This window comes from Amycolatopsis sp. NPDC031561, assembly GCF_055580625.1.
The window spans coordinates 96,595-118,689 of sequence record NZ_JBVILA010000024.1 but is presented as its reverse complement, the minus strand read 5'-3'; the positions used below and the strand labels follow the sequence as shown (position 1 = coordinate 118,689).

Sequence of the window (22,095 nt, the reverse complement as noted above, 5' to 3'; positions counted from 1 at the left end):
GCCTGTGCCAGAGTTGCCTGTGGCTCAGACGAAGGCCGCCGGGGTGGTGCTCGCGAGCGGAGCGGGCACCCGGGTCGGCGCCAAGCTCAACAAGGTGTACCTGCCGGTGGCGGGCAGGCGCGTGGTCGCGTGGTCGCTCGGCGCGTTCGCCCGCGTGCCCGGGATCGACGTGCTCGTGCTGGTCATCCGGCCACAGGACACCGAACTCGCGCAAGAGGTACTCGCCTCGCATCCGGGTGAAGTCGAACTCGTGCACGGCGGTGCGACGCGTCAGGGTTCGGAGCTGAACGCCTTGCGCCACTTGACTTCCCGCATCGAGAGCGGCGAGATCGACGCGGTACTGCTGCACGACGCGGCCCGTCCGCTCGTCACGCCGGAACTGATCGCGGACGTCCTCGCCGACACGCGGCGGTACGGGGGAGCGGTGCCGGGGGTCGCGGCCGACGACATCGTGCGCGTGGACGGCGACACCGTGTCCGGCGCGCTGCCCGGCGCGATCCGGGTGCAGACGCCGCAGGGTTTCCGCGCCGCCCCGTTGCTCGAGGCGTACGAAACGGCCGAGCGCGAGGGTTTCGTCGGTACGGACACGTCTTCGTGCATGGAAAGGTTCTCCGCGCTGCCGGTGCGGTGGGTTCCGGGCAGCGCGGAGAACCTCAAGATCACCTACCCGCACGACCTCGTTGTCGCCGAGCAGGTGATCGGCCACGGTTAGGGATCTCCCTGGTCGGGCTTGGGGGTCCCGTTGGCGGGCAGGATGGTGACCGGCTGGCGTGCTTCCATCGGGATCACGCAGTCCGGATGTGGTTGCAGCAGTTGGATCGGCGCGGCGGCGTCGCCGGGCGCGGGGATGGTGAGCACCGCGCGCAGGGTCCAGTCGGCCGTCGAGTGGTACTGCCATGAGACGAGCGCCGGACGGAAGACGTCCGTGTCGGGGAGGGTGGTGACCCGGAAAGCGGAGGCTCGTTCCTCACCGCGGAGGACGAGGACATCGGCACAGGTGTCCCACTGGAACACCGCGGCACACACCTCCGGTTCCTCCCGGGGACCGAAGATGTAGACGACCCACCGGCGTCTTCGAAGCTCTTCGAGCAGTTCGTCGATGCTCAGATGGTTCATCGAGCCCCCCAACGGGTTTCGGGAACTCTGCGGAGAGTAACAGGTGTACTAGAGCACCGTCCAGAATGTGTACTAGTACGTAATAATGGGGTGTGAGCAGGATCCTTGGTGCTCGCCCATTGGTGTGCTAGAACGCTTGTGCGCACCGCGCGACCTTGTGAGGAGTCACCTTGCCCGCCGTCGACCGACCCGAACCGCCATACCTCCAGATCGCGGGAAACATCCGCGACGACATCGTTTCGGGCAGGCTCAAGGAAGGTGACGCGGTCCCGTCCGCGCGTGAGATCGCCAGAAACTGGAACGTCGCGATGGCGACCGCGATGAAGGTGCTCTCGACGCTCCGGGCCGAGGGTCTGGTGCGCGCGGTACGCGGGATCGGGACAGTGGTGCAGACCAGATCGCTCCACCGCTCCGCGCACGATCGGACGATCTCGATCGCGCGAACCGGCAAGGTCTATCCACCGGGCCACTACGCGAAAATCCGTGAGGCCGGGCTCGTCCCGGCGCCGGACCGGGTGGCGGGCGCGCTCGGCATCGAAGAGGGCTCTCCCGTGATCCGGCGGCGCCGGACCACGTACACGGGACAGGAACAGCCGGTGTCGACGTCGGTCTCGTGGTTCGAAGGTGCTGTCGCGGTCAAAGCGCCGCTGCTGTTCGAGCCGGTGCGGATCGTCGAAGGCACGGTGAAATACGTCGCGGACCGGACTGGCCGGGTTCTCGCGTCGACGCAGACTCAGCACGCCGCGGGGCTGGCGGGTGCCGAGGACGCGGCGGAACTCGGCGTGGCCGAAGGTTCGGCGATCTTGTTGAGCCGTAACAGGTTTCTCTCCGCGGAGGGCGACGTGCTCGAGTACGGCGAATCAGCGGCGTTGCCGGACCACTGGGTTTTCTACGAATACAACATCGAGGACGGGGCATGAAGCACATTCACGCGGGTAAGGTACGGGACCTTTACGAAATCGACGGCGACATTCTGCTCGTCGCGTCGGATCGTGTTTCGGTCTACGACGTCTCGCTGCCGACCCCGATTCCGGACAAGGGCGCGCTGCTGAACCAGCTTTCCGCCTGGTGGTTCGAAAAGATGGCCGACGTCGTGCCGAACCACGTCGTCTCCACGACGGACGTCCCCGCCGAATTCGCGGGCCGCGCCATGCGGTGCAAACCGCTGAAGATGATCCAGGTCGAATGCATCGCGCGCGGTTATCTCACCGGTCTCGGTATGCGCGAGTACCAGCGTGACGGCAAGGTTTCGGGCGTCGAACTGCCCGCCGGTCTCGTCGAGGCCGACAAACTGCCCGAGCCGATCTTCACGCCCACCACGAAGATCTCCGACACCGGCCACGACGAGTTCATGACCTTCGCCGACGTCGTGAACGACATCGGCAAGGAGACCGCGGACCGCATCCGAGACCTGACGCTCGAGGTCTATACCAAAGGCGCGGAGCACGCCGCGAAGACCGGCATCATCATCGCCGACACCAAGATCGAATTCGGTTTCGACGCCGACGGTGTGCTGACGCTCGGGGACGAGGTCCTCACGTCCGACTCGTCGCGTTTCTGGCCCGCCGACGACTACGAGCCTGGCCGGACGCAGCACGCGTTCGACAAGCAGTTCGTCCGCGACTGGTCCGCGAGCACCGGCTGGGACAAGACGCCGCCCGGCCCCGCCATCCCGGACGAGATCGTCGAGGCGACCCGCAAGCGCTACACCGAGGTCTACGAGAGGATCACCGGGAAGACCTGGGTTCCCGGCGGTGGCCATGCCTGAACAGCAGGTCTACGACCCGTACCGGTTGATCGACGACGTCGAGGGCCTGCTGATCCAGCGGGGTCACCGGCCGGAGCGGCTCGACGGCCGGACGGGTGACCGGGTCGCCGGTGCGAGCAGGTTGTTGCGGGGCTTGGGAATCGACCCCCTGCGCGCCCCCGGCGACGCCCTCGATCTCGACGGTCAGATGGCGTACCAGTCACGGGTACACGGAGACTGAAGCAAGTAGTCGACTAATTGCGGGAGACTCTTCCCTGATTAGTCGACTACTTGCGGTGCGTCAGGGGCTGCGGGTCAGCGTCGGGTCGGTCTCGACGACGCCGTCGAGCGCCTCGTCGATCGCGGTCAGCAGATCCGCGTCCAGCTTCACGCCGGCCGCCTTCACGTTCTCGTGCACCTGCTCCGGCCGCGAAGCGCCGATGATCGCCGAAGCGACGTTCGGGTTCTGAAGCACCCAAGCCACGGCCAGCTGGGCCAGCGACAGGCCCGCCTTGTCCGCGATCGGCTGCAGCCGCTGGACGCGCTCGAGGACGTCGTCGTTGAGGAAGCGGGCGACCATGTTGGCGCCGCCCTTCTCGTCCGTCGCGCGGGAGCCCGCGGGCAACGGCTGACCGGGCTTGTACTTGCCGGTGAGCACACCCTGCGCGATCGGCGACCAGACGATCTGGCTGAGGCCCTCGCGCTCGGACGCCGGGACGACCTGCGCCTCGATGACCCGCCACAGCGCGTTGTACTGCGGCTGGTTCGAGATGAGCGGCACCTTCAGTTCACGCGCGATCGCGGCGCCCTGGGTGATCTGCTCGGCGGTCCACTCCGAGACGCCGACGTAGAGCACCTTGCCCTGGCGGACGAGGTCGGCGAAGGCGAGGAAGGTCTCTTCGAGCGGGACGGTCCGGTCGAAGCGGTGCGCCTGGTACAGGTCGACGTAGTCGGTGCCGAGCCGCTTCAGCGAAGCGTTCGCCGACTCGATTACGTGCTTGCGGCCGAGCCCCTGGTCGTTGGGACCCTTCGGGCCGGTCGGCCAGTAGACCTTGGTGAAGATCTCCAGGCTTTCGCGCCGCAGGCCCTTCAGACCGCGGCCGAGAACCGATTCGGCTGCCGTGTTCGCGTAGGCGTCGGCGGTGTCGAAGGTGGTGATGCCGACGTTGAGCGCCGCCTTGATGCAGGCGTGCGCCTGGTCCTCTTCGACCTGGGACCCGTGGGTGAGCCAGTTGCCGTACGCGATCTCACTGACATTGAGGCCGCTGCGGCCCAGTCGTCGAAACTCCATGGGCGCGACTCTACCCCAGGCCGTTAGCCTGGCTAACGACCCGGGTTTCGCCTGCTCAGACCTTGTCGCCGGGCTTGACCCGCGGCTTGGGGACGCGCAGCTTGCGGATCTGGCTCGCGCGGATGAAGGAGTACCAGCCGATCGACGTGCCCTTGACCGTCTCGCCGGGGAACTTCAGCCGGACCATCTTGGAGATCCGGCGGCCGCTGAGGACGCCCTCGACGATCATGCCGAGCAGCATCACGGTGCACAGGAGCGTCGCGTAGCGCTGGACGTCCGGGTACGGCACCAGCAGGGCGACGAACACCAGGATCGCGAGTGGCATGAAGAGACCGAGCAGGTTGCGCCGCGAGTCGACCAGGTCGCGCACGTAGGCCTTGACCGGGCCGCGGTCGCGGGGGAGCAGGTACTTGTCGTCGCCCGCCATCATCTTCTCGCGGCGTTCCTTGGCGGCGTTGCGCTGCTTCGCCTTGTACTCCGGATCGGACTTCGCCGACTTGCGGAGTTCCTTGTTGCGCTTCATCGCCTCCCGCATGGTGGTCGGCGGGGGCGCCACCGGGCCGCGGCGCTTGGCCTCGGCCTCACGCCGCTTGGGCGTGGCCTTGCCCTTTCCGGGCGTGTACGCCTTGGCCTGGACATCGACGGCCTCGTTGTCGAGGGTCTCGGTGTCGGTCGTGGCGGAGTCTGTGGTGCTACGGCGCAGGAACCTCACCTCACCAGGGTAGTTGCAGGCGTCACGGTGTCACGCACCAGGCCGAGCGATATGTCACCATGGAGGGGAACAGATCGGGACTCCGACGTGTTGGACCATGTGCAAGACGAGTACCCGCAGCGAGTTCGACCAGAGGGAGAACCATGACGACCGCTGAGCAGGCAGCCGCAGCTCAGGCCGAAACCGCCGAGGAGACCCACGGCGTCACGTTGACCGACGCCGCCGCCGTCAAGGCGAAGGCCCTGCTCGAGCAGGAGGGCCGTGACGACATGCACCTGCGCATCGCCGTCCAGCCCGGTGGGTGCGCGGGCCTGCGCTACCAGCTGTTCTTCGACGAGCGGACGCTCGACGGTGACCTGTTCCGTGACTTCGACGGGCTTCGCGTCGCCGTCGACCGGATGAGCGCGCCGTACGTGTCGACCGCCGTGATCGACTTCGTCGACTCGATCGAGAAGCAGGGCTTCACGATCGACAACCCCAACGCGACGGGCAGCTGCGCCTGCGGCGACAGCTTCCACTGACGCACGTCGTGCATGAAGAAGGGCCGCGAACCTCACCCAGGTCGCGGCCCTTCTTCATGCCCACAGCTTCTGAATACCCTCAGCGGGATCAGACGTAGGCGTCCAGATCGGCGACCTGGGCCAGGCACCGCTCGTCCACGGTCCAGGGCGGAGCGATCTGCCGGGGCAGCGGCAGGTTCTCGGCCTGGAGGGACGACGGGATACCGGCACAGTCGGCGATGAGTTCGCCGATCGATTCCGGCTCGAGGTGATACGCGGAAGTGGTCACGAACGACAAGTTAATGACTGACGTTGCAGTAGGACACCACTACCAACCGGTAGTGTTCATGGCCGTGCCTGAAGCAGCCCGTATGGGGCATGACCTGCGGGTAACTTAGCCGTCCTCGTTTCGGCGGGGCCGACCGATCAAGGAGAACCGGTGGCAGACAGCGCCAGGATCGCAGTATCCGGCAGTATCGCAACCGACCACCTCATGCACTTCCCGGGCAGGTTCGCCGAGCAGCTCGTCGCCGAGCAACTGCACCGTGTGTCCCTGAGCTTCCTGGCGGACGACCTCGTCGTCCGGCGTGGCGGTATCGGCGCGAACATCGCCTTCGGCCTCGGTGTGCTGGGCAAGAGCCCGATCCTGGTCGGCGCGGTGGGCTCCGACTTCGCCGACTACCGCTCGTGGCTCGAACGGCACGGCGTCGACACCGCCGGCGTGCTGGTGTCCGAGGTCGCGCACACCGCCCGCTTCGTCTGCACCACCGACGAGGACCTCTGCCAGATCGCCACCTTCTACGCGGGCGCGATGGCCGAATCCCGCAACATCGAACTGGAGCCGGTCGCCGCGCACGCCGGTGAGCTGTCGCTCGTGCTGATCAGCCCGGACGACCCCGAAGGCATGGTCCGGCACGCCGAGGAGTGCCGCCAGCGCGGCTACACCTTCGCCGTCGACCCCTCGCAGCAGCTCGCCCGGATGGACGGCGCGCAGGTGCGCGCCTTCGTCGAGGGCGCGAAGTACCTGTTCAGCAACGACTACGAATGGGAACTGCTGCTCCAGAAGACCGGCTGGACCGAGGCCGACGTCCTCGACCGCGTCGGCATGCGGATCACGACGCTCGGGGAAAAGGGCGTCGAGATCATCGGCAAGGACGGCCTCGCGCTGCAGATCGGCGCCGTCCCGGAGCGCGGCAAGGTCGACCCGACCGGCGTCGGCGACGGCTTCCGCGCCGGGTTCATCGCCGGTATCGACGGCGGCCTGAGCCTGGAGCGCGCGGCGCAGCTGGGCTCGCTGATCGCCGTCCTGGTGCTGGAGACCGTGGGCACGCAGGAGTGGGCCTTCGACCGCGCCGACGTCCTGGGCCGCCTCAAGGAGGCCTTCGGCCCGGAGTCCGCCGAGGAGATCGCGGCGATCCTGCCGGTGTAGCCGAACTGCCGGTGAGCTGAAGGGGACTTTCCCCTCATGTGATGCGACGAAGGGGCCCTTGACCGCGTTAGACGCGGGGAAGGGCCCCGTCAGCTTTAAAGGTTCGCCTGGTCCGTGCGGTCTCCACCACACTGTTCCGCGTGAACACCACCGACCTCGCGGTGAAACTCGCCCGCCTGCGTGCGATCGAGGAAGACCTCCCCGAGTCTCTTCTGCATCTGCGCAAGTACGACGAGTTCGTGGTCTTCGGCGCCTACACCCACCTGTACTGCAGCCGGCCACAGGACGAAGCCGAGATCGCGGCCGTCGAGGCCGAGCTCGGCGTCGAGATCCAGGGCGACTATCGCGACTTCCTGATCCGGGTCGGTGCCGGTGCCGGGCCCTATCACGGCCTGTTGACCATGGCAGAACTGCGGGACTGGGCCGAGGACATGAAGCTCGCCGGAGAGTTCCCGTTCACCAGGGCGGACGCCCACCGGGTTCATCAGGAGTTGCAGGACTGGCAGTCCGACTCCGCTCACGACTGGTTCAAGGGCATCGAGGTGAGGTCCGATCTGCCCGGCTGTATCGCCATCAGTGAGCAAGGCTGCACCGGGTTCACGATGCTGGTCACCACCGGCGAACTGGCGGGGACGCTGTGGGACATGGACGAGTGGGGCTGGATGCCCGCCCCACTCCCTTTTCAGGTAGCCCTCGCCCGGGCAAGGCGATCGACCTCGGCCCCGTGCCGACCTTCATGGCCTGGTACGACGCCTGGCTCACCGCGTCCCTGCGAGGGCTAACGCCTTGAACCGGTCAAAATCCCGGCCAGTTCGGCGGGCCGGGAGACGTGAGGACAGTGCCCCGCGTCGATCTCGATCGCGGTGACCCCGAGCCGGTCCCTGGCGGCAGCGCGCATCCACTCCGGCTTCAGCGTGCGGTCGCGGGCGGGGACGATCACCGTCGACGGGATCTCCGGCGCGGGACCGGCGGGATGTGCCGCGAGGACGGCGGGATTGAACAGCCGCAAGGTGTCCAACGCCAGGTGTTCGGTCTCGGGGTCGCAGTCGTGGAAGAGGAACTCCGACGCCTTCGCGGGATCCGCGGTCGGATCCACCCCGATCCATTCCGGGGCGAACAGGGCCTGAACCTCGTCCCGCAGGCTCTTCCCGCCCGCGAAATCGGGGATGTAGGCGGCGACCCACACCATCGCCCGCGCGTCGAGCGCCTCGGCGATCGCGGGGAGCAGCACTCCGGCACCGGAATGGGCCACCACGACCGGCCGCTCGCCGTCGTACTGGTCCCGCGCGTGCTGGGCGTAGCCGTCGACCGGCAGCTCTCGCGAGGTCAGCAGGTCCACCGCGATCGCGCGGTGCCCGGCGGCGGTGAGCAGCTTGGCCACGCGGTCCCAGCCCGCGGGGCTCTGCGTCGTGCCGTGAACGAGGACGAAGTCCATGACCCCATGCTGGCCTCCACCGGGTGAACGGTGAAGGCCGGCATGGCGAGTCGTGACTAGAGCTTCACCGGGTAGACGGGTTCCGGCACCTCGGGCTTGATGCGGTTCTCGATGAAGATCCCGTGCCACAGCATGAACACCAGCAGCGCCCACAGCTGACGGCTCCGGTCGAGCTGACCGGCCTTGTGCTCGTCGAGCAGCGCCAGGACGGCCTTCTTGTCGAGCAGCGCGTCGGTCTGCGAGTCCGCGATGATGCCCTTGGCCCAGTCGTACATCTCGTTGCGCAGCCACAGCCGGATCGGCACCGGGAAGCCGAGCTTGCGCCGGTTCAGCACGTGCGCCGGGATGATCTTCGCCAGCCCCTGGCGCAGCGCGTACTTCGTGGTGCCGTGCGCGAGCTTCTGGTCGAGCGGGATGCTCGCGGCGACCTTGAACACCTCGGCGTCCAGGAACGGCACGCGCAGTTCCAGCGAGTTCGCCATGGTGACCTTGTCGGCCTTGACCAGGATGTCGCCGCGCAGCCAGGTGTAGAAGTCCACGTGCTGCATCCGCGCGACCGGGTCCCAGCCCTCGGAGATCTTGTACCAAGGCGCGGTGACGTCCTTGAAGCCGACACCTTCCTCGTACGTGCGCAGCACCTTGCGGAGCTGGTCGTCGCGGAAGTTGCGCGCGTTGCCGTAGTAGCGGTCCTCCAGCGGCAGCGCCCCGCGCCGCAGCAGGTCCTTGCCGCGGGTGCCCTCGGGGATCTTCGTGGAGACCTTGCCGATGATCTTCCGCATCCCGCCGGGGATCTTCTCGAACGGCGCGAGCGAAATCGGCTCGTTGTAGATCGTGTAGCCGCCGAAGAGCTCGTCGGCGCCTTCGCCGGACAGCACCGCCTTGACGTGCTTACGGGCTTCGCGGGCGATGAACCACAGCGGCACGAGCGCCGGGTCGGCCACCGGGTCGTCGAGGTACCAGACGATGAGCGGCAGCGCCTCCATCATCTCGTCCGGCGACACCGTGCGGACCACGTGCTCGACCCCGATCGCGGCGGCCGTCTCGGCGGCCACGTCGACCTCGGAGTAACCCTCGCGTTCGAACCCGGTGGTGAACGCGATCAGGTTCGGGTTGTGCTCCTTGGCCAGCGTCGCGGTCGCGGTGGAGTCGATTCCGCCGGAGAGGAACGCGCCGACCGTGACGTCCGGGTCGGAGATCATGTGCTTGCCGACCGAGTCGCGCATCACGTCGGCGATGCGCTCGTACAGCGCGTCGGCCTCGGCCTGGCCGTTGACCGGCTTCGCGCTGAACTGCGGGTGGAAGTAGCGGGTGAACTCCACCTCGCCGCCGGGAACCACCCGGAACGACGTGCCGGACTCGACCCGGCGGATCCCGGAGTGCATCGACTCGGGCTCCGGCACGTACTGCAACACCAGGTAGTGCTGCAACGCCGTCCGGTCCAGCTCGTCCTCGACACCTAGGACGCTCGAAAGCTCCAGCAGGCTCTTCTTCTCACTCGAGAAGGCGACCTTGCCGGGGCCGGCGGCGTAGTACAGCGGCTTGATGCCGAACGGGTCGCGCGCGCCGAAGACGACCTTCTCCTGGGAGTCCCAGATCATGAAGGCGAACATGCCGCGCAGCTTCTTCACCGCGTCGTCGCCGAGGTAGTGGTACGCCGCGACGATCGCCTCGCCGTCACCCTCTGTGGCGAATTTCGCACCGTGTTCGGAAGCCAGCTCGTCGCGCAGCTCGCGGTAGTTGTAGATCTCGCCGTTGAAGTTCAGCGTGTAGCGCTCGGGGGCCTCCGGCGGCCCCCAGATCAGCGGCTGGTGGGAGTGGTCGACGTCGATGAAGGCCAGCCGGTTGAAGCCGTAGACCACCTCGGCGTCGGCCCAGGTGTCGTGCTCGTCGGGGCCGCGGTGCCGCTGGCAGCGCATCGCCGCGTCGACGGCCTCACGGGCGCCTGCCGCGTCGGCTTCGGTCGAACAGATCAGTCCAAGCAGGCCGCACACGTCTAGTTCACACACCTCTTGTTGGCCGAGCGGGGGAGAAGGGCCCAGTATGCCCGTGCGTGCGTACACCCGGATGTGGTGGGGGATACGCGTGTTGGGGTTACCCCTTGGTCAGCACGGCGCCGTAACTCGGCTAGGCTCCGCCCTGTCACAAAGATCGGTCGAGGAGGCTCTGGGTGAAAGGGCAAGGCGCAGTGGGAAATCCAGAGCGCAAGCCGGTAAAGCGAGCTGGTCGCGTCGCCGCGCTCGCCGCGCTGGTGTTGCTGACCGCGACGGGCTGTTCCGGGGACGAGATCCTCCGCTTCGGCTGGCCGGTCGGGGTGACCCCGCAGGCGCACGACATGCGCACCCTGTGGACGTGGACGGTCGTCGCCGCCCTGATCGTCGGTGTCATCGTCTGGGCGCTGATCTTCTGGACCGCGATCTTCCACCGCAAGAAGAAGACCGCCGACGGCGCGGAAGAGGAACTGCCCCGTCAGTTCCAGTACAACATCCCGCTGGAGATCTTCACGGTCGTCGTCCCGACGATCATGGTCTGCGTGCTGTTCTTCTTCACCGCGACCACCGAGAACCGCGTGCTCGCCGAGACGGAGAACCCGGACGTCACGGTCGACATCGTCGCGTTCCAGTGGAACTGGGAGTTCAAGTACAAGAGCGACTCCAAGAACCACGACGACCCCGAGATCACCACGGTCGGCAGCTCGACCGAGATCCCGCTGCTCGTCCTGCCGACGAAGAAGACGATCCAGTACAACCTGCGGTCGGCGGACGTCATCCACTCGTTCTGGGTGCCGGAGTTCCACTTCAAGCGGGACGTCATGCCGGACCCGGAGAAGAACAACCAGGACTTCACCTTCCAGAACTCGATCGACAAGGAAGGTTCGTTCGTCGGCCGCTGCGCCGAACTGTGCGGCACCTACCACTCGGGGATGAACTTCGAGGTCAGGGCGCTGTCGGCGGACAAGTACGCGCAGTACATCCAGCTTCGCGGCACGGTGAACCCGAAGAGCGGCAAGCCGAACACGGCCTCCGAGGCGCTGACGGCGATGAACTGTGGCGAACTGTGCTCGCCCTACGCCGTCACCACCACCCCGTTCAACACCGACCGCACCGCGCGGGTCGCGTCCAACTGACCCGGCTGTTCGAGCCCGAAACAGGAGTGAGGCAACGTCCATGAAGGTCGAAGGACGGATTTTCTTCCTCGTCGCGGTCTTCTCCGTCGTCGTGGCGGGTATCTACGCGTACATGACCGGAACGATGACCCGGGACGGCGTCGAGCCGGTCGGTGTGGTGGCCCTGATCCTCACCGGTGGCCTGGCCTTCCTGGCCGGGAGCTACCTGCAGTTCGTGGCGCGGCGGATCGAGCCGCGGCCGGAGGACCGGGAAGACGCCGAGATCAGCGACGGTGCCGGTGAGCTGGGCTTCTTCAGCCCCGGCAGCTACTGGCCGATCGGTCTCGCGGCGGCCGCCGCGCTGACCGGCGTCGCGCTCGCGTTCTTCCACGTCTGGCTGCTGATCATCGCGCTGGGCCTGGTGATCGTCGCGATCGGCGGGCTGGTGTTCGAGTACCACACCGGTCCGAATCACGACTGAGTCTTTACTGCTTCGCGAAAGCGGCGCCCTGGTCTGTGGACCGGGGCGCCGCTTTCGCATTTAGAGGACTAAACGCGGGCGGGTTGGGGCTGCCGCTTCGCTTGGATCCTCGTGACCGGTGGGAGCGCCTTCCGGGGTGTCATGAAAGGGGCTTTCAGGACAAATTCTGTCCTGAAAGCCCCTTTCATGACACCCCGAGCGCGGCCTTCGTACGGGTTTTGAGAGGCGTTCGCCACCTTCGCCCCACCCGTACCAGCAGCCACAGCGGGCCGCGCGGGAAAGCCCCTTCCCTCGGCTCAGCGGAGGAAACGCGACCTTCACACCTTCCCCAAGTACGTGATGGCCCCCTTCCTTGCGCTAGACGCAAGGAAGGGGGCCATCACGTACTTCAAGCGGACCGGCCGGTCACCGCAGCCTCCCTCTCTTCGGGCCCCGATGCGGGCTTGGCCGCCTTCTTCGGTGCCAGGGCGGCCGCCAGGACGGCCAGCATCCCCACACCCTCCGGCCACGTCGGCCGGTGCCCGTAGGCGAGGATGTCCACCACCACGGCGACCACCGGATACACGTAGGACAGCAAGGCCACCGTCGTGGTCGGCAGCTTGCCGATGCTCGCGTACATCAGGACGTACATCAGCGCGGTGTGCACGGTCCCCAGCAGGACCAGCCACAGCAACCCCGAGGTGTCCGTCGGCAGCGGCGTGATCAGCAGCGCGGGTGCGAGCACGATCGTGCCGGTCACGAGCTGGACGGCCGCGAGGACGTGCGGGCGCAAATGCTTGAGCTGCTTCGCGACGAACGAGGCGCCGGCGTAGAGCGCGGCCGCGCCGAGGGCGAGCGCGATTCCCGACAGCTGTACGGGCTTGCCGTCGGCGCCGTGCGCGGACAGCGAGATGAGCGTCACGCCGCCGAACGCGATCAGCGCCCGGACCAGCTGGCTCTTCGCCATCTTCTCGCCGAGGAACGCCGCGGCGAGACCGACCAGCATCAGCGGTTGCGTGTGGTAGACGACGGTGCTGACGGAGATCGACGACAGCGCGTACGAAGCGAACAGCAGCACCCAGTTCCCGACCAGGAACAGCCCGCCGAGGATGGCGAGCAGCAGTTCGCGCCGGGTGAGGGTCCACGGGCGGAGCCAGCCTCGGGCGGCGCTCCACACCAGGAGCAGCAGGCCGCCGACCAGGCTCCTCGCGAACGCCACGGCGGGCGCGTCGGCGCCGCTTTCGAGGACGACGGCACCGATCGTGCCGGAGAGGGCCATCGCGGCCGTCCACTGGAGCAGGGGGTTGTTCTTGGTCATGGCGACCACTCTCGCCCTCGTGCGCACTCCCAACCAGTGTCAGAGATGACATCGACCGCAAAACTTGTGACACACTGCGTCGATGGACGTGAAGAAGGTCGCGGTGGTGCTGGCCGACCAGGTGTCGCCGTTCGAACTCGGCGTCGCGTGCGAGGTCTTCGGCACCGATCGCAGCGCCGACGGCATCGAGGGCTGGGACTTCGCGGTCTGCTCGCCCGGCGGCGAGAACGTCCTGAGCTGGTCCGGATTCGGACTGGACGGGCTGGAGAGCCTGGACTTCGCGGCGTCCGCCGATCTGCTGATCGTCCCGACCTGCGCGCCGCGCAGCGCCAGCCCGCCGGAGCCGGTCCTCGAGGTCCTGCGCGAGGCGGCGAGCCGGGGTGCCTGGGTCGCGGGCTTCTGCGCGGGCGTCTTCTCGCTCGGCTACGCGGGGCTTCTCGACGGGCGCAACTGCACCGTGCACTGGGTCTACGAGCAGGAGTTCCGGACGCGCTTCCCGACGGCGAAGGTCGACCCGAAGGCGTTGTACGTCGATGACGGCGGCGTTCTCACCAGCGCCGGGACCGTCGCCGCCGTCGACCTGTGCCTGCATCTGGTGCGCGAACTGCGCGGTGTCGCCGCGGCCACCGCGCTGGCCAGGCGGATGGTCGCGGCGCCGCACCGGGTCGGCGGGCAGGCGCAGTTCGTGCAGGCGCCGGTACCCGAGACCGCCGCGCCGGCCGACACCGTGCTCGCCGAAGCGCTCGAATGGATCGAGCGGCGGCTGGATCAGCCGTTCACCGTCGCGGAACTCGCCCGCCGCAGCGGTTTGGGGGAGCGAACCTTCTTGCGCCGGTTCTCGGCGGCCACCGGGACGACCCCGCACCGCTGGCTCACCGAACGCCGTCTCGATCGCGCGCAATCGTTGCTCGAAGAAGGCCGTCTGTCCATTGAGGACATCGCGGTCGCCTGCGGATACGCCTCCGCCGCGGCGCTGCGGCACCAGTTCGGCAAGCTCCGCGGCACCAGTCCGAGCGCCTACCGCAGGACTTTTTCCGTCGGCTAGAAGGAGATTTCCTGTCCGACGGTGACCGTGACGTGGTCCGGCACCTCGTCGTGCTTGTCGCCGACCGACAGCGTCCCGGTCGGTTCGAACAGCAACAGCGAGGCACCGTCCACAGAGGACGGCTTGTGATACGTGCCGCGCGGCACGACGAACACCGAACCACGGGGCAGGGTCACGACGCGCTCGCCGCCCTCCTCGCGCAACGCGATGTCCAGCGTCCCGTCGAGGACGAGGAAGAACTCGTCGGTGTTCTCGTGGACGTGCCAGACGTGCTCGCCCGCGACCTTGGCGAGGCGGACGTCGTAGTCGTTGACGTGGGCGACGATCCGCGGGCTCCAGATCTCGTCGAATCCGGCCAGCGCGGTTCCCAGATCGATCGGCTGCTTGCTCATGAACCGATCCTGGCCGCTGGACCGCCCGGGGGGTGAGTGCTAGGAATCGCATATGTCGCATGATTTCTCGCACGAGGTCGCCGTCCTGGTCGACGAGGGGTCCAATCCCTTCGAACTGGGCGTCGCGACCGAGCTCTTCGGCCTGCGACGGCCGGAACTGGATCGGCGCTGGTACGGCTTCAGGTTGTGCGCCGCCGAGCCGTCCGTGCGGATGCACCTGGGGATGTTCACCCTCACCGGGGTCGCCGGGCTCGACGCCGTGGAGTCCGCCGACACGGTGATCGTGCCCAACCGGCCCGATCCGGAGAGCCCGGCGCGGGAAGCGGTGCTGACGGCCATCCGCGACGCGGCCGCGCGGGGTGCCCGGCTGGTGAGCTTTTGCACCGGCGCCTTCACCCTCGCGCAGGCGGGCGTCCTGGACGGACGGCGCGCGACGACACACTGGCGATGGGCCCGGCAGTTCCGGGCGCAGTTCCCCGAAGTACGACTGGAGCCGGATGTCCTGTTCGTCGACGACGGCGACGTCCTGACCGCGGCGGGCAGCGCGGCCGCGCTCGATCTGGGCCTGCACCTGATCAGCCGCGACCACGGCGCCGAGATCGCCAACGCCGTGAGCAGGCGGCTGGTGTTCGCCGGGCACCGGGACGGTGGTCAGCGGCAGTTCGTCGAACGCCCGGTGCCGTCGGTGGCGGACACCTCACTGGCGCCGGTACTCGAATGGGCGCGGGAGCGACTGGACCGGCCGCTCACCGTCGCCGACCTCGCCACGCGGGCGGCCGCCAGCCAGGCGACGCTGCACCGGCGGTTCCGGGCCGAACTGGGGACGACGCCGCTGGCGTGGCTCACGACGGAACGGATCGCGCTGGCGTGCCGGCTGATCGAGCGCGGGGAGCAGCGGCTGGACCGGGTGGCGCGGGCCTCGGGTTTCGGCACCGCGGCGAACCTGCGGACCCAGCTCCGGCGGGCCACGGGACTGACTCCCTCGGCTTACCGGGCGCGGTTCAGCACCGCTTCTTAAGGGGCGCGCCCGGATGTCATGAAAGGGGCTTTCAGGATACTTTTCGTCCTGAAAGCCCCTTTCATGACACTTGCAAGGGGAAGTAGGGGCTAAGCGAAGGCGATCCACCGGTTCAGCAGGTCGGCGGCCGCACCCGAGTCGATGGCGGAGGCCGCGCGCGCCAGGCCCGCGGCGAGGTCGTCTTCCAGCGAACCCGAGAACCCGGTGAAGGCCGCCAGCGCGGCCGCCGCGTTGAGCAGGACCGCGTCCCGCACCGGCCCGGGTTTCCCGGCCATCACCTGGCGGAACACCTCGGCGTTGTGCGCCGCGTCGCCGCCGCGCAGGTCCTCCGCGGTCGCTCGCGCGATGCCCAGCGCCGAAGGGTCGAAGGTCCGCTCGGTGATCTCGCCGCCGGTGACCACCCACACCGAACTGGTGGTCGTGGTGGTGATCTCGTCGAGCCCGTCGTCGCCGCGGACGAGCAGCACGGTCATCCCGCGCCGCGCGAACACCTCGGCCAGCACACGGGTCTTGTCCTCGTAGGCGCAGCCGATCAGTGAACTGCGCGGCTGCGCGGGGTTGGTCAGCGGGCCCAGCAGGTTGAACGTCGTGGGCACGCCGAGTTCACCGCGCGTCGGGCCGGCGTGGCGCAGGGCGGGGTGGAACTTCGGCGCGAAGCAGAAGCCGATGCCCAGTTCGTTCACGCTGCGCTGCACCGTTTCGGGCGGCAGGTCGATGGTGACGCCCAGTTCCTCCAGCACGTCGGCGGCGCCGGACTTCGACGAGGCGCTCCGGTTGCCGTGCTTGGCCACCGGGGCGCCGGCCGCGGCCGTCACCACCGTGGCCATGGTGGAGATGTTGACCGAGTTGGACCGGTCGCCACCGGTGCCGACGATGTCCACCGACGGCCTGTCGATGGTCACCCGTTTGGCGTGCGCCAGCATGGCGTCGGCCATGCCGGAGATCTCCGCCGGTGTCTCGCCCTTCGCGCGCAGCGCGACGGCGAATCCGGCGATCTGGGAGGGCGTCGCCGCCCCGCTCATGATCTGGTCCATCGCCCACGCGGTGTCCTCTGCGGACAGGTCCGCGCGCGCGATGAGCTGGTTGAGCAGGGACGGCCAGGTCTTGGCGGCCGCGCTCATCGGCTCAGCCGTGCACGACTGGCACCCGGCGGGCGCGCAGTACGTCGGCGACCGTTTCCGCGGCGGTCAGCGGGTCGAGCGGGTGGACCAGCACCGCGTCGGCCTGCGACCAGGTCGCCAGCCAGCGGTCGTCCTTGCGCCGCACCGAAACCACGATCGGCGGACAATCCTCGATCTCGTTCTTGAGCTGACGGGTCAGCCCGATGCCGCCGGTCGGCTGTGCCTCGCCGTCGAGGATGGCCAGGTCCACGTTGCCCGCGTCCATCTCGACGAGGACCTCGGAGATGCCGGACGCCTCGGTGTAGTCCACCCGGCCGAGGTCGGCGGCGGGCCTGCGGCCGACGGCGTTGATGATCGCCTCGCGCACCTCCGCCTTGTGGCTGAACACCAGGATCCGCATCGCCTGCTCGCCCATGAGCGCGCCTCCGCCTCGTCTAGTCATGTCGACCCCGCGATGTTATCCGTCATGACCGACATCACGTGACGCACCCGACGGCTGGAGCGCGTCCCAGCCCAGAGAGTCCCCGCCGAGCCGCTGCGCGAGGCCCGCCATCCGCGACCGTTCCTGCGCGCAATGCAGCGCGTCGAGGGTCTGGACGCGCACCGCGTGCGTCAGCGTGAAGCCGCCGTCCGGCCCCTGTTCCCGCAGCTCCCAGCCGTCCTGGGCGAGGATCGAGGTCGCCTCCGCCACCTTTTCGGGCGGAAGTTTCAAGTGGTGGCGCAGGATCGCGGGTGCTTCGGCGACCCAAGCGGGTGATCTCGCGAGCACCGAAGAGTCCGCCTCGGCCGGATCGAAGGCCTCCGCGACGATCTCCACGCCGGGCGTGTCGACCGTCAGACCTGGGAGGTTCGGCTTCTTGACCAGGTCACGAAGCCGATCTAGTAAACCCATGAGTAGCCCGGTTCCCTCTTTCGTTCAGATGTGACCCGACACGCACGCGACTTGCCGTGGACCCACCCGGCGGGCCCCGTGCGTGAGAGGACATAATGCGACGCGTGACAACGGCAGCTCCCACCATCAGCCAGCGGGTCCACTCGCTGAACCGGCCGAACATGGTCAGTGTCGGCACCATCGTGTGGCTGTCCAGCGAACTGATGTTCTTCGCCGGACTGTTCGCCATGTTCTTCACCGTGAAGGCGCAGAACGCGACCGGCCAGTGGCCGCCGCCGCTGCACGGTGAGCCCTTCGAGTTGAACATCGCGCTGGCGATCCCGTTCACGGTGATCCTCGTGGCGTCTTCGTTCACTTGCCAGTTCGGCGTGTTCGCCGCCGAAAAGGGTGACGTCTTCGGCCTCCGCCGCTGGTACATCATCACGTTGATCATGGGCGCGATCTTCGTCGGCGGCCAGGGTTACGAGTACCTCCACCTGATCGAAGAGGGGATGACGATCCCGTCCGGCCCGTTCGGCACGGTCTTCTTCCTCGCGACCGGGTTCCACGGCCTGCACGTCATCGGCGGGCTCATCGCGTTCGTGTACCTGCTCATCCGCACCAAGCTGAGCAAGTTCACCCCGGCCCAGGCCACCTCGGCGATCGTCGTGTCGTACTACTGGCACTTCGTCGACATCGTGTGGGTGGGCCTGTTCGCGGTGATCTACATCCTTCCGTGATCGAAGCCGCCACCACGACCTATCGGCCTGAACTGACAGCAAGGGTTGCCGCAAGATGACCTCCAGCAAGGACAAGACGGAGCGCCGCTTCCGCAAGCGCTCGAAGGCGCGCAAGCGGTTCGCCGGCGCGCTGGCGCTCGGGATCGCGCTGCTGAGCGTGGGCGGCCTGTACGCCGTTTTCGCTCCGGAGCCGCAGACCGCGCAGGCGCAGGGCGAGTCCGCCCTCCTGCGCGAGGGCGAGAAGCTCTACAACAACACGTGTATCGAATGTCACGGGCCGAAGCTCGAAGGCGTCCCCGACCGTGGCCCGAGCCTCATCGGCATCGGCGACGCGGCCGTGTACTTCCAGACCTCGACCGGCCGCATGCCCGCGGTGCGCCAGGAGGCGCAGGCGATCCGCAAGCCGCCGAAGCTGTCCGAGGCCGAGATCAACGCGCTGGGCGCCTACATCCAGGCCAACGGCGGCGGCGCGCAGCGTCCCACCGAGAAGGGTGACGCGCTGCGCGGCGAGGACGTCGCGCGCGGCAGCGAGCTCTTCCGCCTCAACTGCGCCTCTTGCCACGGCTTCACCGGCCGCGGCGGCGCGCTCTCGTCGGGCAAGTTCGCCCCGAACCTGGACCCGGCCACGGAAGAGCAGATCTACACCGCGATGCTCACCGGGCCGCAGAACATGCCCAAGTTCTCCGACCGGCAGCTGTCGCCGGAGGAGAAGAAGGACATCATCGCGTTCGTGAAGTCCGTGAGTAACGGGAACAACTCACCCGGCGGTAGCTCGCTCGGCGGTATTGGCCCGGCCTCGGAGGGCGCGATCGCGTGGATCGTCGGGATCGCCGCGCTGATCGGCGTGACGTTGTGGATTGGATCGAAGGCATGAGCGCCGAAGGGCCGAAGCCGCCGACAGAGGCGGAGTTGGCGGACATGGATCGTGACCAGCTGGTGAAGCTGGGTACCGCGCTCGACGGTGTCGAGATCGTCGAGTACCCGACTCCGTGGCCGGTCGAGGGGACGCGGGCGGAGAAGCGCGCCGAGCGCGCTGTCGCGCTGTGGTTCGTGCTGGCCGCGATCGCCGGTCTCGCGTTCGTGGTCCTCATCGCGTGGCCGCACTGGTTCGAGTACAAGGAGCCGGGTACGACCGGCTACACCAAGTACACGCTGTACACGCCGCTGCTCGGGATCACCCTCGGCCTCGCCGTGCTCAGCATCGGCATCGGCGCGGTCCTCTACACCAAGAAGTTCATCCCGGCCGAGGTCGCGGTGCAGGAGCGCGGCGACGGCGGATCGAAAGAGGTCGACAAGGCCACCATCCTCGCCCAGCTGGCCCACTCGGGCAGCCACAGCACCATCGCGCGCCGGTCGCTGATCAAGCGGTCCGCGGGCGCCGGTGCCGGTGTGCTCGGCCTGGCCGTCGCGGCCCTGCCGGTGGCGTCCTTCATCAAGGACCCCTGGAAGGACACCGAAGGCCGCGACTCGCTGTGGCACTCGGGCTGGAAGAAGAACTTCCCGGACGAGGTCGTCTACCTGCGCCGCAACACCGGCCGTCCGCACGAGGTCTCCCTCGTCAGGGTCGAGGACCTCGACGCGGGTGCCATGGAGACGGTGTTCCCGTTCCGCGAGTCGGAGCGGGAGGACGAGCACGCGCTGTCCGCCGCCTTCAAGCGGGTCGACAATCCCGTCATGCTGATCCGCCTCCGCCCCACCGACGCCGCCAAGGTCGTCAAGCGGGCGAACCAGGAGGATTACAACTTCGGTGACTACTACGCGTACACGAAGATCTGCAGCCACGTGGGCTGCCCGACCTCCCTGTACGAGCAGCGGACCAACCGCATCCTCTGCCCCTGTCACCAGTCGCAGTTCGACGCGCTCCACTACGCCAAGCCGATTTTCGGTCCGGCGACGCGGCCGTTGGCCCAGCTTCCGATTACAGTGGACAAAGAGGGCTTCCTGATCGCGCGCGGAGACTTCAACGAGGCCGTCGGACCGGCCTTTTGGGAGCGTAAGTCATGAGTTCACTCACCACCCCGACGAAGGGGACGAACCCGGTCGAGAAGGCCGCGGGTGCGGGTGCCAAGTGGGCCGACGACCGGTATCACCTGGCCAAGGGCATGCGGCACCAGATCAACAAGGTGTTCCCGACCCACTGGTCCTTCCTCCTGGGCGAGATCGCGCTCTACAGCTTCATCATCCTGCTGCTGTCGGGTGTGTACCTCACGCTGTTCTTCGACCCCTCCATGGAGGAGGTCGTCTACAACGGCAGCTACACCGGTCTTCAGGGCGTCGAGATGTCGCGGGCCTTCGCGACCACGCTCGACATCTCGTTCGACGTCCGCGGCGGTCTGTTCGTCCGCCAGCTGCACCACTGGGCCGCGCTGATCTTCGTCGCGTCGATGATGGTGCACATGTTCCGGATCTTCTTCACCGGAGCGTTCCGCCGTCCGCGTGAGGCGAACTGGGTCATCGGCGCGCTGCTGCTGGTCCTGGGCATGTTCGAGGGCTTCTTCGGCTACTCGCTCCCGGACGACCTGCTCTCCGGTACCGGTATCCGCGCGACCCTGTCGGGCATCGTGCTCTCGGTGCCGGTCATGGGCACCTGGATCCACTGGGCGCTGTTCGGCGGGGAGTTCCCCGGCAACGAGATCATCCCGCGCCTCTACACGATCCACATCCTGCTGCTGCCGGGCATCATGCTCGCCCTCGTCGGCGCGCACCTCGCGCTGGTCTGGTACCAGAAGCACACGCAGTTCCCCGGCGTGCGCCGCAAGGAGACCAACGTCGTCGGCGTCCGCATCATGCCGGTCTTCGCGCTCAAGGGCGGTGCGTTCTTCGCGCTGGTCACCGGCATCATCGCGCTGATGTCGGGCCTCTTCCAGATCAACCCGATCTGGAACATCGGCCCGTACAACGCGGCGCAGGTCTCGGCGGGTTCGCAGCCCGACTGGTACATGGCCTGGGCCGACGGCATGCTGCGGATCTGGCCCGCGTGGGAGCTCTACCTGGGGAACTACACGGTCCCGGCGGTGTTCTTCCCCGGCGCGGTCGGGATGCCACTGCTGATCGGCTTGCTGGTGATGTATCCCTGGATCGAGCGAAAGCTGTCCAAGGACACCGCGCACCACAACCTGCTGCAGCGTCCGCGCGACGTCCCGGTCCGGACCTCGCTCGGCATCATGGCCCTGACGTTCTTCGCGGTCATCATGCTGTCGGGCTTCAACGACATCATCGCGTTCGCCTTCGACATCTCGCTGAACGCGACGACGTGGGCGGGCCGGATCGGTGTGCTGCTCGCACCGCCGATCGCGTACTACATCACCTACCGGATCTGCCTGGGTCTCCAGCGGGCCGACCGCGAGGTGCTGGAGCACGGTGTCGAAACCGGCATCATCAAGCGCCTGCCGCACGGTGAGTTCATCGAAATCCACCAGCCGCTCGGCCCGGTGGACGACCACGGCCACCCGCTGCCGCTCGAGTACCAGGGCGCGTCGGTGCCGAAGAAGATGAACAAGCTCGGCTCGGCCGGACACCCCGTCGCGGGTTCGACCTGGTCTCCGGACCCGGTCGAGGAGACGGCCGCGCTGGAGCGCGCCCGGTCCAACGGGCACGGCAACGGCAACGGCAACGGCAAGGTCGACGACATCGGCGGCGAGCCCTCGCAGGAGCGCAAGGAGATCACCTCCGGGCACTAGCGGACCGCCGCTGAAGGGGACTTTCCCCTCGTTACACGCGACCAAGGGCGCTTTCCCCGCATGCGATGCGGGGAAAGCGCCCTTCGTCTTGCCATGGTCTGCCGCGAGGTCCGTGAA

Annotated in this window: 26 protein-coding genes; 15 read left to right on the top strand and 11 right to left on the bottom strand. The window is 67.8% G+C overall.

Annotation, left to right across the window (positions count from 1 at the left end; all coding sequences use genetic code 11):
• The first annotated feature begins 43 nt into the window (after positions 1-43).
• On the top strand, positions 44-712 hold the full coding sequence (locus ACZ5IK_RS35250; protein WP_465491659.1) for an IspD/TarI family cytidylyltransferase: 669 nt from the start codon (positions 44-46) through the stop codon (positions 710-712).
• Here ACZ5IK_RS35250 and ACZ5IK_RS35245 read toward each other — a convergent pair.
• Positions 709-1,116 carry a hypothetical protein gene (locus ACZ5IK_RS35245; protein ID WP_101609506.1) on the bottom strand — a complete coding sequence of 136 codons (408 nt, stop codon included), beginning with the start codon at positions 1,114-1,116 and terminating at the stop codon, positions 709-711. The two genes, ACZ5IK_RS35250 and ACZ5IK_RS35245, sit on opposite strands and share 4 nt — an antisense overlap.
• 170 nt (positions 1,117-1,286) lie before the next feature.
• Between ACZ5IK_RS35245 and ACZ5IK_RS35240 the strand changes: the two genes are divergently transcribed.
• Genes ACZ5IK_RS35240 through ACZ5IK_RS35230 form a run of 3 tightly spaced genes read left to right on the top strand, consistent with a single transcriptional unit; the run spans position 1,287 to position 3,104 of the window.
• Positions 1,287-2,036 carry a GntR family transcriptional regulator gene (locus ACZ5IK_RS35240; RefSeq protein WP_465491632.1) on the top strand — a complete coding sequence of 250 codons (750 nt, stop codon included), beginning with the start codon at positions 1,287-1,289 and terminating at the stop codon, positions 2,034-2,036.
• Positions 2,033-2,884 carry a phosphoribosylaminoimidazolesuccinocarboxamide synthase gene (locus ACZ5IK_RS35235; protein ID WP_465491631.1) on the top strand — a complete coding sequence of 284 codons (852 nt, stop codon included), beginning with the start codon at positions 2,033-2,035 and terminating at the stop codon, positions 2,882-2,884. Before ACZ5IK_RS35240 ends, ACZ5IK_RS35235 begins: the two co-directional genes overlap by 4 nt.
• Positions 2,877-3,104: a hypothetical protein gene (locus ACZ5IK_RS35230; RefSeq protein ID WP_465491630.1), complete on the top strand. Its 228-nt coding sequence runs from the start codon at positions 2,877-2,879 to the stop codon at positions 3,102-3,104. Before ACZ5IK_RS35235 ends, ACZ5IK_RS35230 begins: the two co-directional genes overlap by 8 nt.
• Before the next feature lie 60 nt (positions 3,105-3,164).
• Here ACZ5IK_RS35230 and ACZ5IK_RS35225 read toward each other — a convergent pair whose 3' ends face one another.
• Together ACZ5IK_RS35225 and ACZ5IK_RS35220 are read right to left on the bottom strand one after the other, a co-directional pair.
• Positions 3,165-4,154, bottom strand: coding sequence for an aldo/keto reductase family protein (locus ACZ5IK_RS35225; RefSeq protein ID WP_465491629.1), 990 nt, complete (start codon positions 4,152-4,154; stop codon positions 3,165-3,167).
• Between the two features lie 55 nt (positions 4,155-4,209).
• On the bottom strand, positions 4,210-4,866 hold the full coding sequence (locus ACZ5IK_RS35220) for a DUF3043 domain-containing protein (protein ID WP_101609502.1): 657 nt from the start codon (positions 4,864-4,866) through the stop codon (positions 4,210-4,212).
• A 143-nt stretch (positions 4,867-5,009) separates the two neighbouring features.
• On the opposite strand from ACZ5IK_RS35220, the gene ACZ5IK_RS35215 reads away from it, so the two are divergent.
• Positions 5,010-5,387: a HesB/IscA family protein gene (locus tag ACZ5IK_RS35215; RefSeq protein ID WP_101609501.1), complete on the top strand. Its 378-nt coding sequence runs from the start codon at positions 5,010-5,012 to the stop codon at positions 5,385-5,387.
• Positions 5,388-5,475: 88 nt separating this feature from the next.
• On the opposite strand, the gene ACZ5IK_RS35210 is transcribed toward ACZ5IK_RS35215, so the two are convergent.
• Entirely contained in the window at positions 5,476-5,664 is a 189-nt protein-coding gene (locus ACZ5IK_RS35210; RefSeq protein ID WP_101609500.1) for a hypothetical protein, read from the bottom strand.
• Positions 5,665-5,805: 141 nt separating this feature from the next.
• Between ACZ5IK_RS35210 and ACZ5IK_RS35205 the strand changes: the two genes are divergently transcribed.
• Together ACZ5IK_RS35205 and ACZ5IK_RS35200 are read left to right on the top strand one after the other, a co-directional pair.
• Entirely contained in the window at positions 5,806-6,795 is a 990-nt protein-coding gene (locus tag ACZ5IK_RS35205; RefSeq protein ID WP_465491628.1) for a carbohydrate kinase family protein, read from the top strand.
• 140 nt (positions 6,796-6,935) lie between these two features.
• Positions 6,936-7,577: a hypothetical protein gene (locus tag ACZ5IK_RS35200; RefSeq protein ID WP_465491627.1), complete on the top strand. Its 642-nt coding sequence runs from the start codon at positions 6,936-6,938 to the stop codon at positions 7,575-7,577.
• Here the strand turns inward: ACZ5IK_RS35200 and ACZ5IK_RS35195 are convergent.
• Both ACZ5IK_RS35195 and asnB read right to left on the bottom strand, forming a co-directional pair.
• Positions 7,574-8,230 (bottom strand): alpha/beta fold hydrolase, encoded by a 657-nt coding sequence (locus tag ACZ5IK_RS35195; RefSeq protein WP_465491626.1) that lies wholly within the window; start codon positions 8,228-8,230, stop codon positions 7,574-7,576. The genes ACZ5IK_RS35200 and ACZ5IK_RS35195 overlap by 4 nt on opposite strands.
• Before the next feature lie 56 nt (positions 8,231-8,286).
• Positions 8,287-10,221: an asparagine synthase (glutamine-hydrolyzing) gene (asnB, locus tag ACZ5IK_RS35190; RefSeq protein WP_465491625.1), complete on the bottom strand. Its 1,935-nt coding sequence runs from the start codon at positions 10,219-10,221 to the stop codon at positions 8,287-8,289.
• Between the two features lie 194 nt (positions 10,222-10,415).
• On the opposite strand from asnB, the gene ctaC reads away from it, so the two are divergent.
• The gene (gene ctaC / locus ACZ5IK_RS35185) at positions 10,416-11,354 is read left to right on the top strand and encodes an aa3-type cytochrome oxidase subunit II (protein WP_168214370.1); all 939 of its coding nucleotides are present in this window, start codon (positions 10,416-10,418) and stop codon (positions 11,352-11,354) included.
• Between the two features lie 40 nt (positions 11,355-11,394).
• Positions 11,395-11,814, top strand: a complete 420-nt coding sequence (locus tag ACZ5IK_RS35180; protein ID WP_005164186.1) for a cytochrome c oxidase subunit 4 — start codon at positions 11,395-11,397, stop codon at positions 11,812-11,814.
• Between the two features lie 388 nt (positions 11,815-12,202).
• On the opposite strand, the gene ACZ5IK_RS35175 is transcribed toward ACZ5IK_RS35180, so the two are convergent.
• The gene (locus ACZ5IK_RS35175) at positions 12,203-13,111 is read right to left on the bottom strand and encodes a DMT family transporter (protein ID WP_465491624.1); all 909 of its coding nucleotides are present in this window, start codon (positions 13,109-13,111) and stop codon (positions 12,203-12,205) included.
• 82 nt (positions 13,112-13,193) lie between these two features.
• Between ACZ5IK_RS35175 and ACZ5IK_RS35170 the strand changes: the two genes are divergently transcribed.
• Positions 13,194-14,156 carry a GlxA family transcriptional regulator gene (locus ACZ5IK_RS35170; RefSeq protein ID WP_465491623.1) on the top strand — a complete coding sequence of 321 codons (963 nt, stop codon included), beginning with the start codon at positions 13,194-13,196 and terminating at the stop codon, positions 14,154-14,156.
• Here the strand turns inward: ACZ5IK_RS35170 and ACZ5IK_RS35165 are convergent.
• Positions 14,153-14,548: a cupin domain-containing protein gene (locus ACZ5IK_RS35165; protein WP_465491622.1), complete on the bottom strand. Its 396-nt coding sequence runs from the start codon at positions 14,546-14,548 to the stop codon at positions 14,153-14,155. The genes ACZ5IK_RS35170 and ACZ5IK_RS35165 overlap by 4 nt on opposite strands.
• A 52-nt stretch (positions 14,549-14,600) precedes the next feature.
• On the opposite strand from ACZ5IK_RS35165, the gene ACZ5IK_RS35160 reads away from it, so the two are divergent.
• Positions 14,601-15,566 carry a helix-turn-helix domain-containing protein gene (locus tag ACZ5IK_RS35160; protein ID WP_465491621.1) on the top strand — a complete coding sequence of 322 codons (966 nt, stop codon included), beginning with the start codon at positions 14,601-14,603 and terminating at the stop codon, positions 15,564-15,566.
• 89 nt (positions 15,567-15,655) lie between these two features.
• On the opposite strand, the gene trpD is transcribed toward ACZ5IK_RS35160, so the two are convergent.
• From trpD to ACZ5IK_RS35145, 3 genes are read right to left on the bottom strand one after another with little or no spacing between them, the layout of a single operon-like run.
• Positions 15,656-16,687: an anthranilate phosphoribosyltransferase gene (gene trpD / locus ACZ5IK_RS35155; protein ID WP_465491620.1), complete on the bottom strand. Its 1,032-nt coding sequence runs from the start codon at positions 16,685-16,687 to the stop codon at positions 15,656-15,658.
• A gap of 4 nt (positions 16,688-16,691) precedes the next feature.
• Positions 16,692-17,102, bottom strand: a complete 411-nt coding sequence (locus ACZ5IK_RS35150) for a hypothetical protein (RefSeq protein WP_037309389.1) — start codon at positions 17,100-17,102, stop codon at positions 16,692-16,694.
• Positions 17,103-17,144: 42 nt separating this feature from the next.
• The gene (locus tag ACZ5IK_RS35145; RefSeq protein ID WP_101609492.1) at positions 17,145-17,579 is read right to left on the bottom strand and encodes a hypothetical protein; all 435 of its coding nucleotides are present in this window, start codon (positions 17,577-17,579) and stop codon (positions 17,145-17,147) included.
• A 95-nt stretch (positions 17,580-17,674) separates the two neighbouring features.
• On the opposite strand from ACZ5IK_RS35145, the gene ctaE reads away from it, so the two are divergent.
• Genes ctaE through qcrB form a run of 4 tightly spaced genes read left to right on the top strand, consistent with a single transcriptional unit; the run spans position 17,675 to position 21,978 of the window.
• The gene (ctaE, locus tag ACZ5IK_RS35140) at positions 17,675-18,298 is read left to right on the top strand and encodes an aa3-type cytochrome oxidase subunit III (RefSeq protein ID WP_073848452.1); all 624 of its coding nucleotides are present in this window, start codon (positions 17,675-17,677) and stop codon (positions 18,296-18,298) included.
• Positions 18,299-18,353: 55 nt separating this feature from the next.
• A complete protein-coding gene (qcrC, locus tag ACZ5IK_RS35135) occupies positions 18,354-19,172 on the top strand; it encodes a cytochrome bc1 complex diheme cytochrome c subunit (protein ID WP_101609491.1) in 819 nt (272 codons plus the stop codon).
• A complete protein-coding gene (qcrA, locus tag ACZ5IK_RS35130; protein WP_465491619.1) occupies positions 19,169-20,302 on the top strand; it encodes a cytochrome bc1 complex Rieske iron-sulfur subunit in 1,134 nt (377 codons plus the stop codon). The genes qcrC and qcrA overlap by 4 nt, the downstream gene beginning before the upstream one ends.
• Positions 20,299-21,978, top strand: coding sequence for a cytochrome bc1 complex cytochrome b subunit (qcrB, locus tag ACZ5IK_RS35125; RefSeq protein ID WP_465491618.1), 1,680 nt, complete (start codon positions 20,299-20,301; stop codon positions 21,976-21,978). The genes qcrA and qcrB overlap by 4 nt, the downstream gene beginning before the upstream one ends.
• Positions 21,979-22,095 lie beyond the last annotated feature (117 nt).

What these genes read in the sequence shown, in the direction of transcription:
- ACZ5IK_RS35245 (WP_101609506.1), bottom strand. Translation starts at nt 1,116, where the DNA reads ATGAACCATCTGAGCATCGACGAACTGCTCGAAGAGCTTCGAAGACGC.
- ACZ5IK_RS35235 (WP_465491631.1), top strand. Translation starts at nt 2,033, where the DNA reads ATGAAGCACATTCACGCGGGTAAGGTACGGGACCTTTACGAAATCGAC.
- ACZ5IK_RS35230 (WP_465491630.1), top strand. Translation starts at nt 2,877, where the DNA reads ATGCCTGAACAGCAGGTCTACGACCCGTACCGGTTGATCGACGACGTC.
- ACZ5IK_RS35225 (WP_465491629.1), bottom strand. Translation starts at nt 4,154, where the DNA reads ATGGAGTTTCGACGACTGGGCCGCAGCGGCCTCAATGTCAGTGAGATC.
- ACZ5IK_RS35215 (WP_101609501.1), top strand. Translation starts at nt 5,010, where the DNA reads ATGACGACCGCTGAGCAGGCAGCCGCAGCTCAGGCCGAAACCGCCGAG.
- ACZ5IK_RS35195 (WP_465491626.1), bottom strand. Translation starts at nt 8,230, where the DNA reads ATGGACTTCGTCCTCGTTCACGGCACGACGCAGAGCCCCGCGGGCTGG.
- ACZ5IK_RS35180 (WP_005164186.1), top strand. Translation starts at nt 11,395, where the DNA reads ATGAAGGTCGAAGGACGGATTTTCTTCCTCGTCGCGGTCTTCTCCGTC.
- ACZ5IK_RS35175 (WP_465491624.1), bottom strand. Translation starts at nt 13,111, where the DNA reads ATGACCAAGAACAACCCCCTGCTCCAGTGGACGGCCGCGATGGCCCTC.
- ACZ5IK_RS35170 (WP_465491623.1), top strand. Translation starts at nt 13,194, where the DNA reads ATGGACGTGAAGAAGGTCGCGGTGGTGCTGGCCGACCAGGTGTCGCCG.
- ACZ5IK_RS35165 (WP_465491622.1), bottom strand. Translation starts at nt 14,548, where the DNA reads ATGAGCAAGCAGCCGATCGATCTGGGAACCGCGCTGGCCGGATTCGAC.
- ACZ5IK_RS35160 (WP_465491621.1), top strand. Translation starts at nt 14,601, where the DNA reads ATGTCGCATGATTTCTCGCACGAGGTCGCCGTCCTGGTCGACGAGGGG.
- trpD (WP_465491620.1), bottom strand. Translation starts at nt 16,687, where the DNA reads ATGAGCGCGGCCGCCAAGACCTGGCCGTCCCTGCTCAACCAGCTCATC.
- ACZ5IK_RS35150 (WP_037309389.1), bottom strand. Translation starts at nt 17,102, where the DNA reads ATGGGCGAGCAGGCGATGCGGATCCTGGTGTTCAGCCACAAGGCGGAG.
- ACZ5IK_RS35145 (WP_101609492.1), bottom strand. Translation starts at nt 17,579, where the DNA reads ATGGGTTTACTAGATCGGCTTCGTGACCTGGTCAAGAAGCCGAACCTC.
- ctaE (WP_073848452.1), top strand. Translation starts at nt 17,675, where the DNA reads ATGCGACGCGTGACAACGGCAGCTCCCACCATCAGCCAGCGGGTCCAC.
- qcrC (WP_101609491.1), top strand. Translation starts at nt 18,354, where the DNA reads ATGACCTCCAGCAAGGACAAGACGGAGCGCCGCTTCCGCAAGCGCTCG.
- qcrA (WP_465491619.1), top strand. Translation starts at nt 19,169, where the DNA reads ATGAGCGCCGAAGGGCCGAAGCCGCCGACAGAGGCGGAGTTGGCGGAC.
- qcrB (WP_465491618.1), top strand. Translation starts at nt 20,299, where the DNA reads ATGAGTTCACTCACCACCCCGACGAAGGGGACGAACCCGGTCGAGAAG.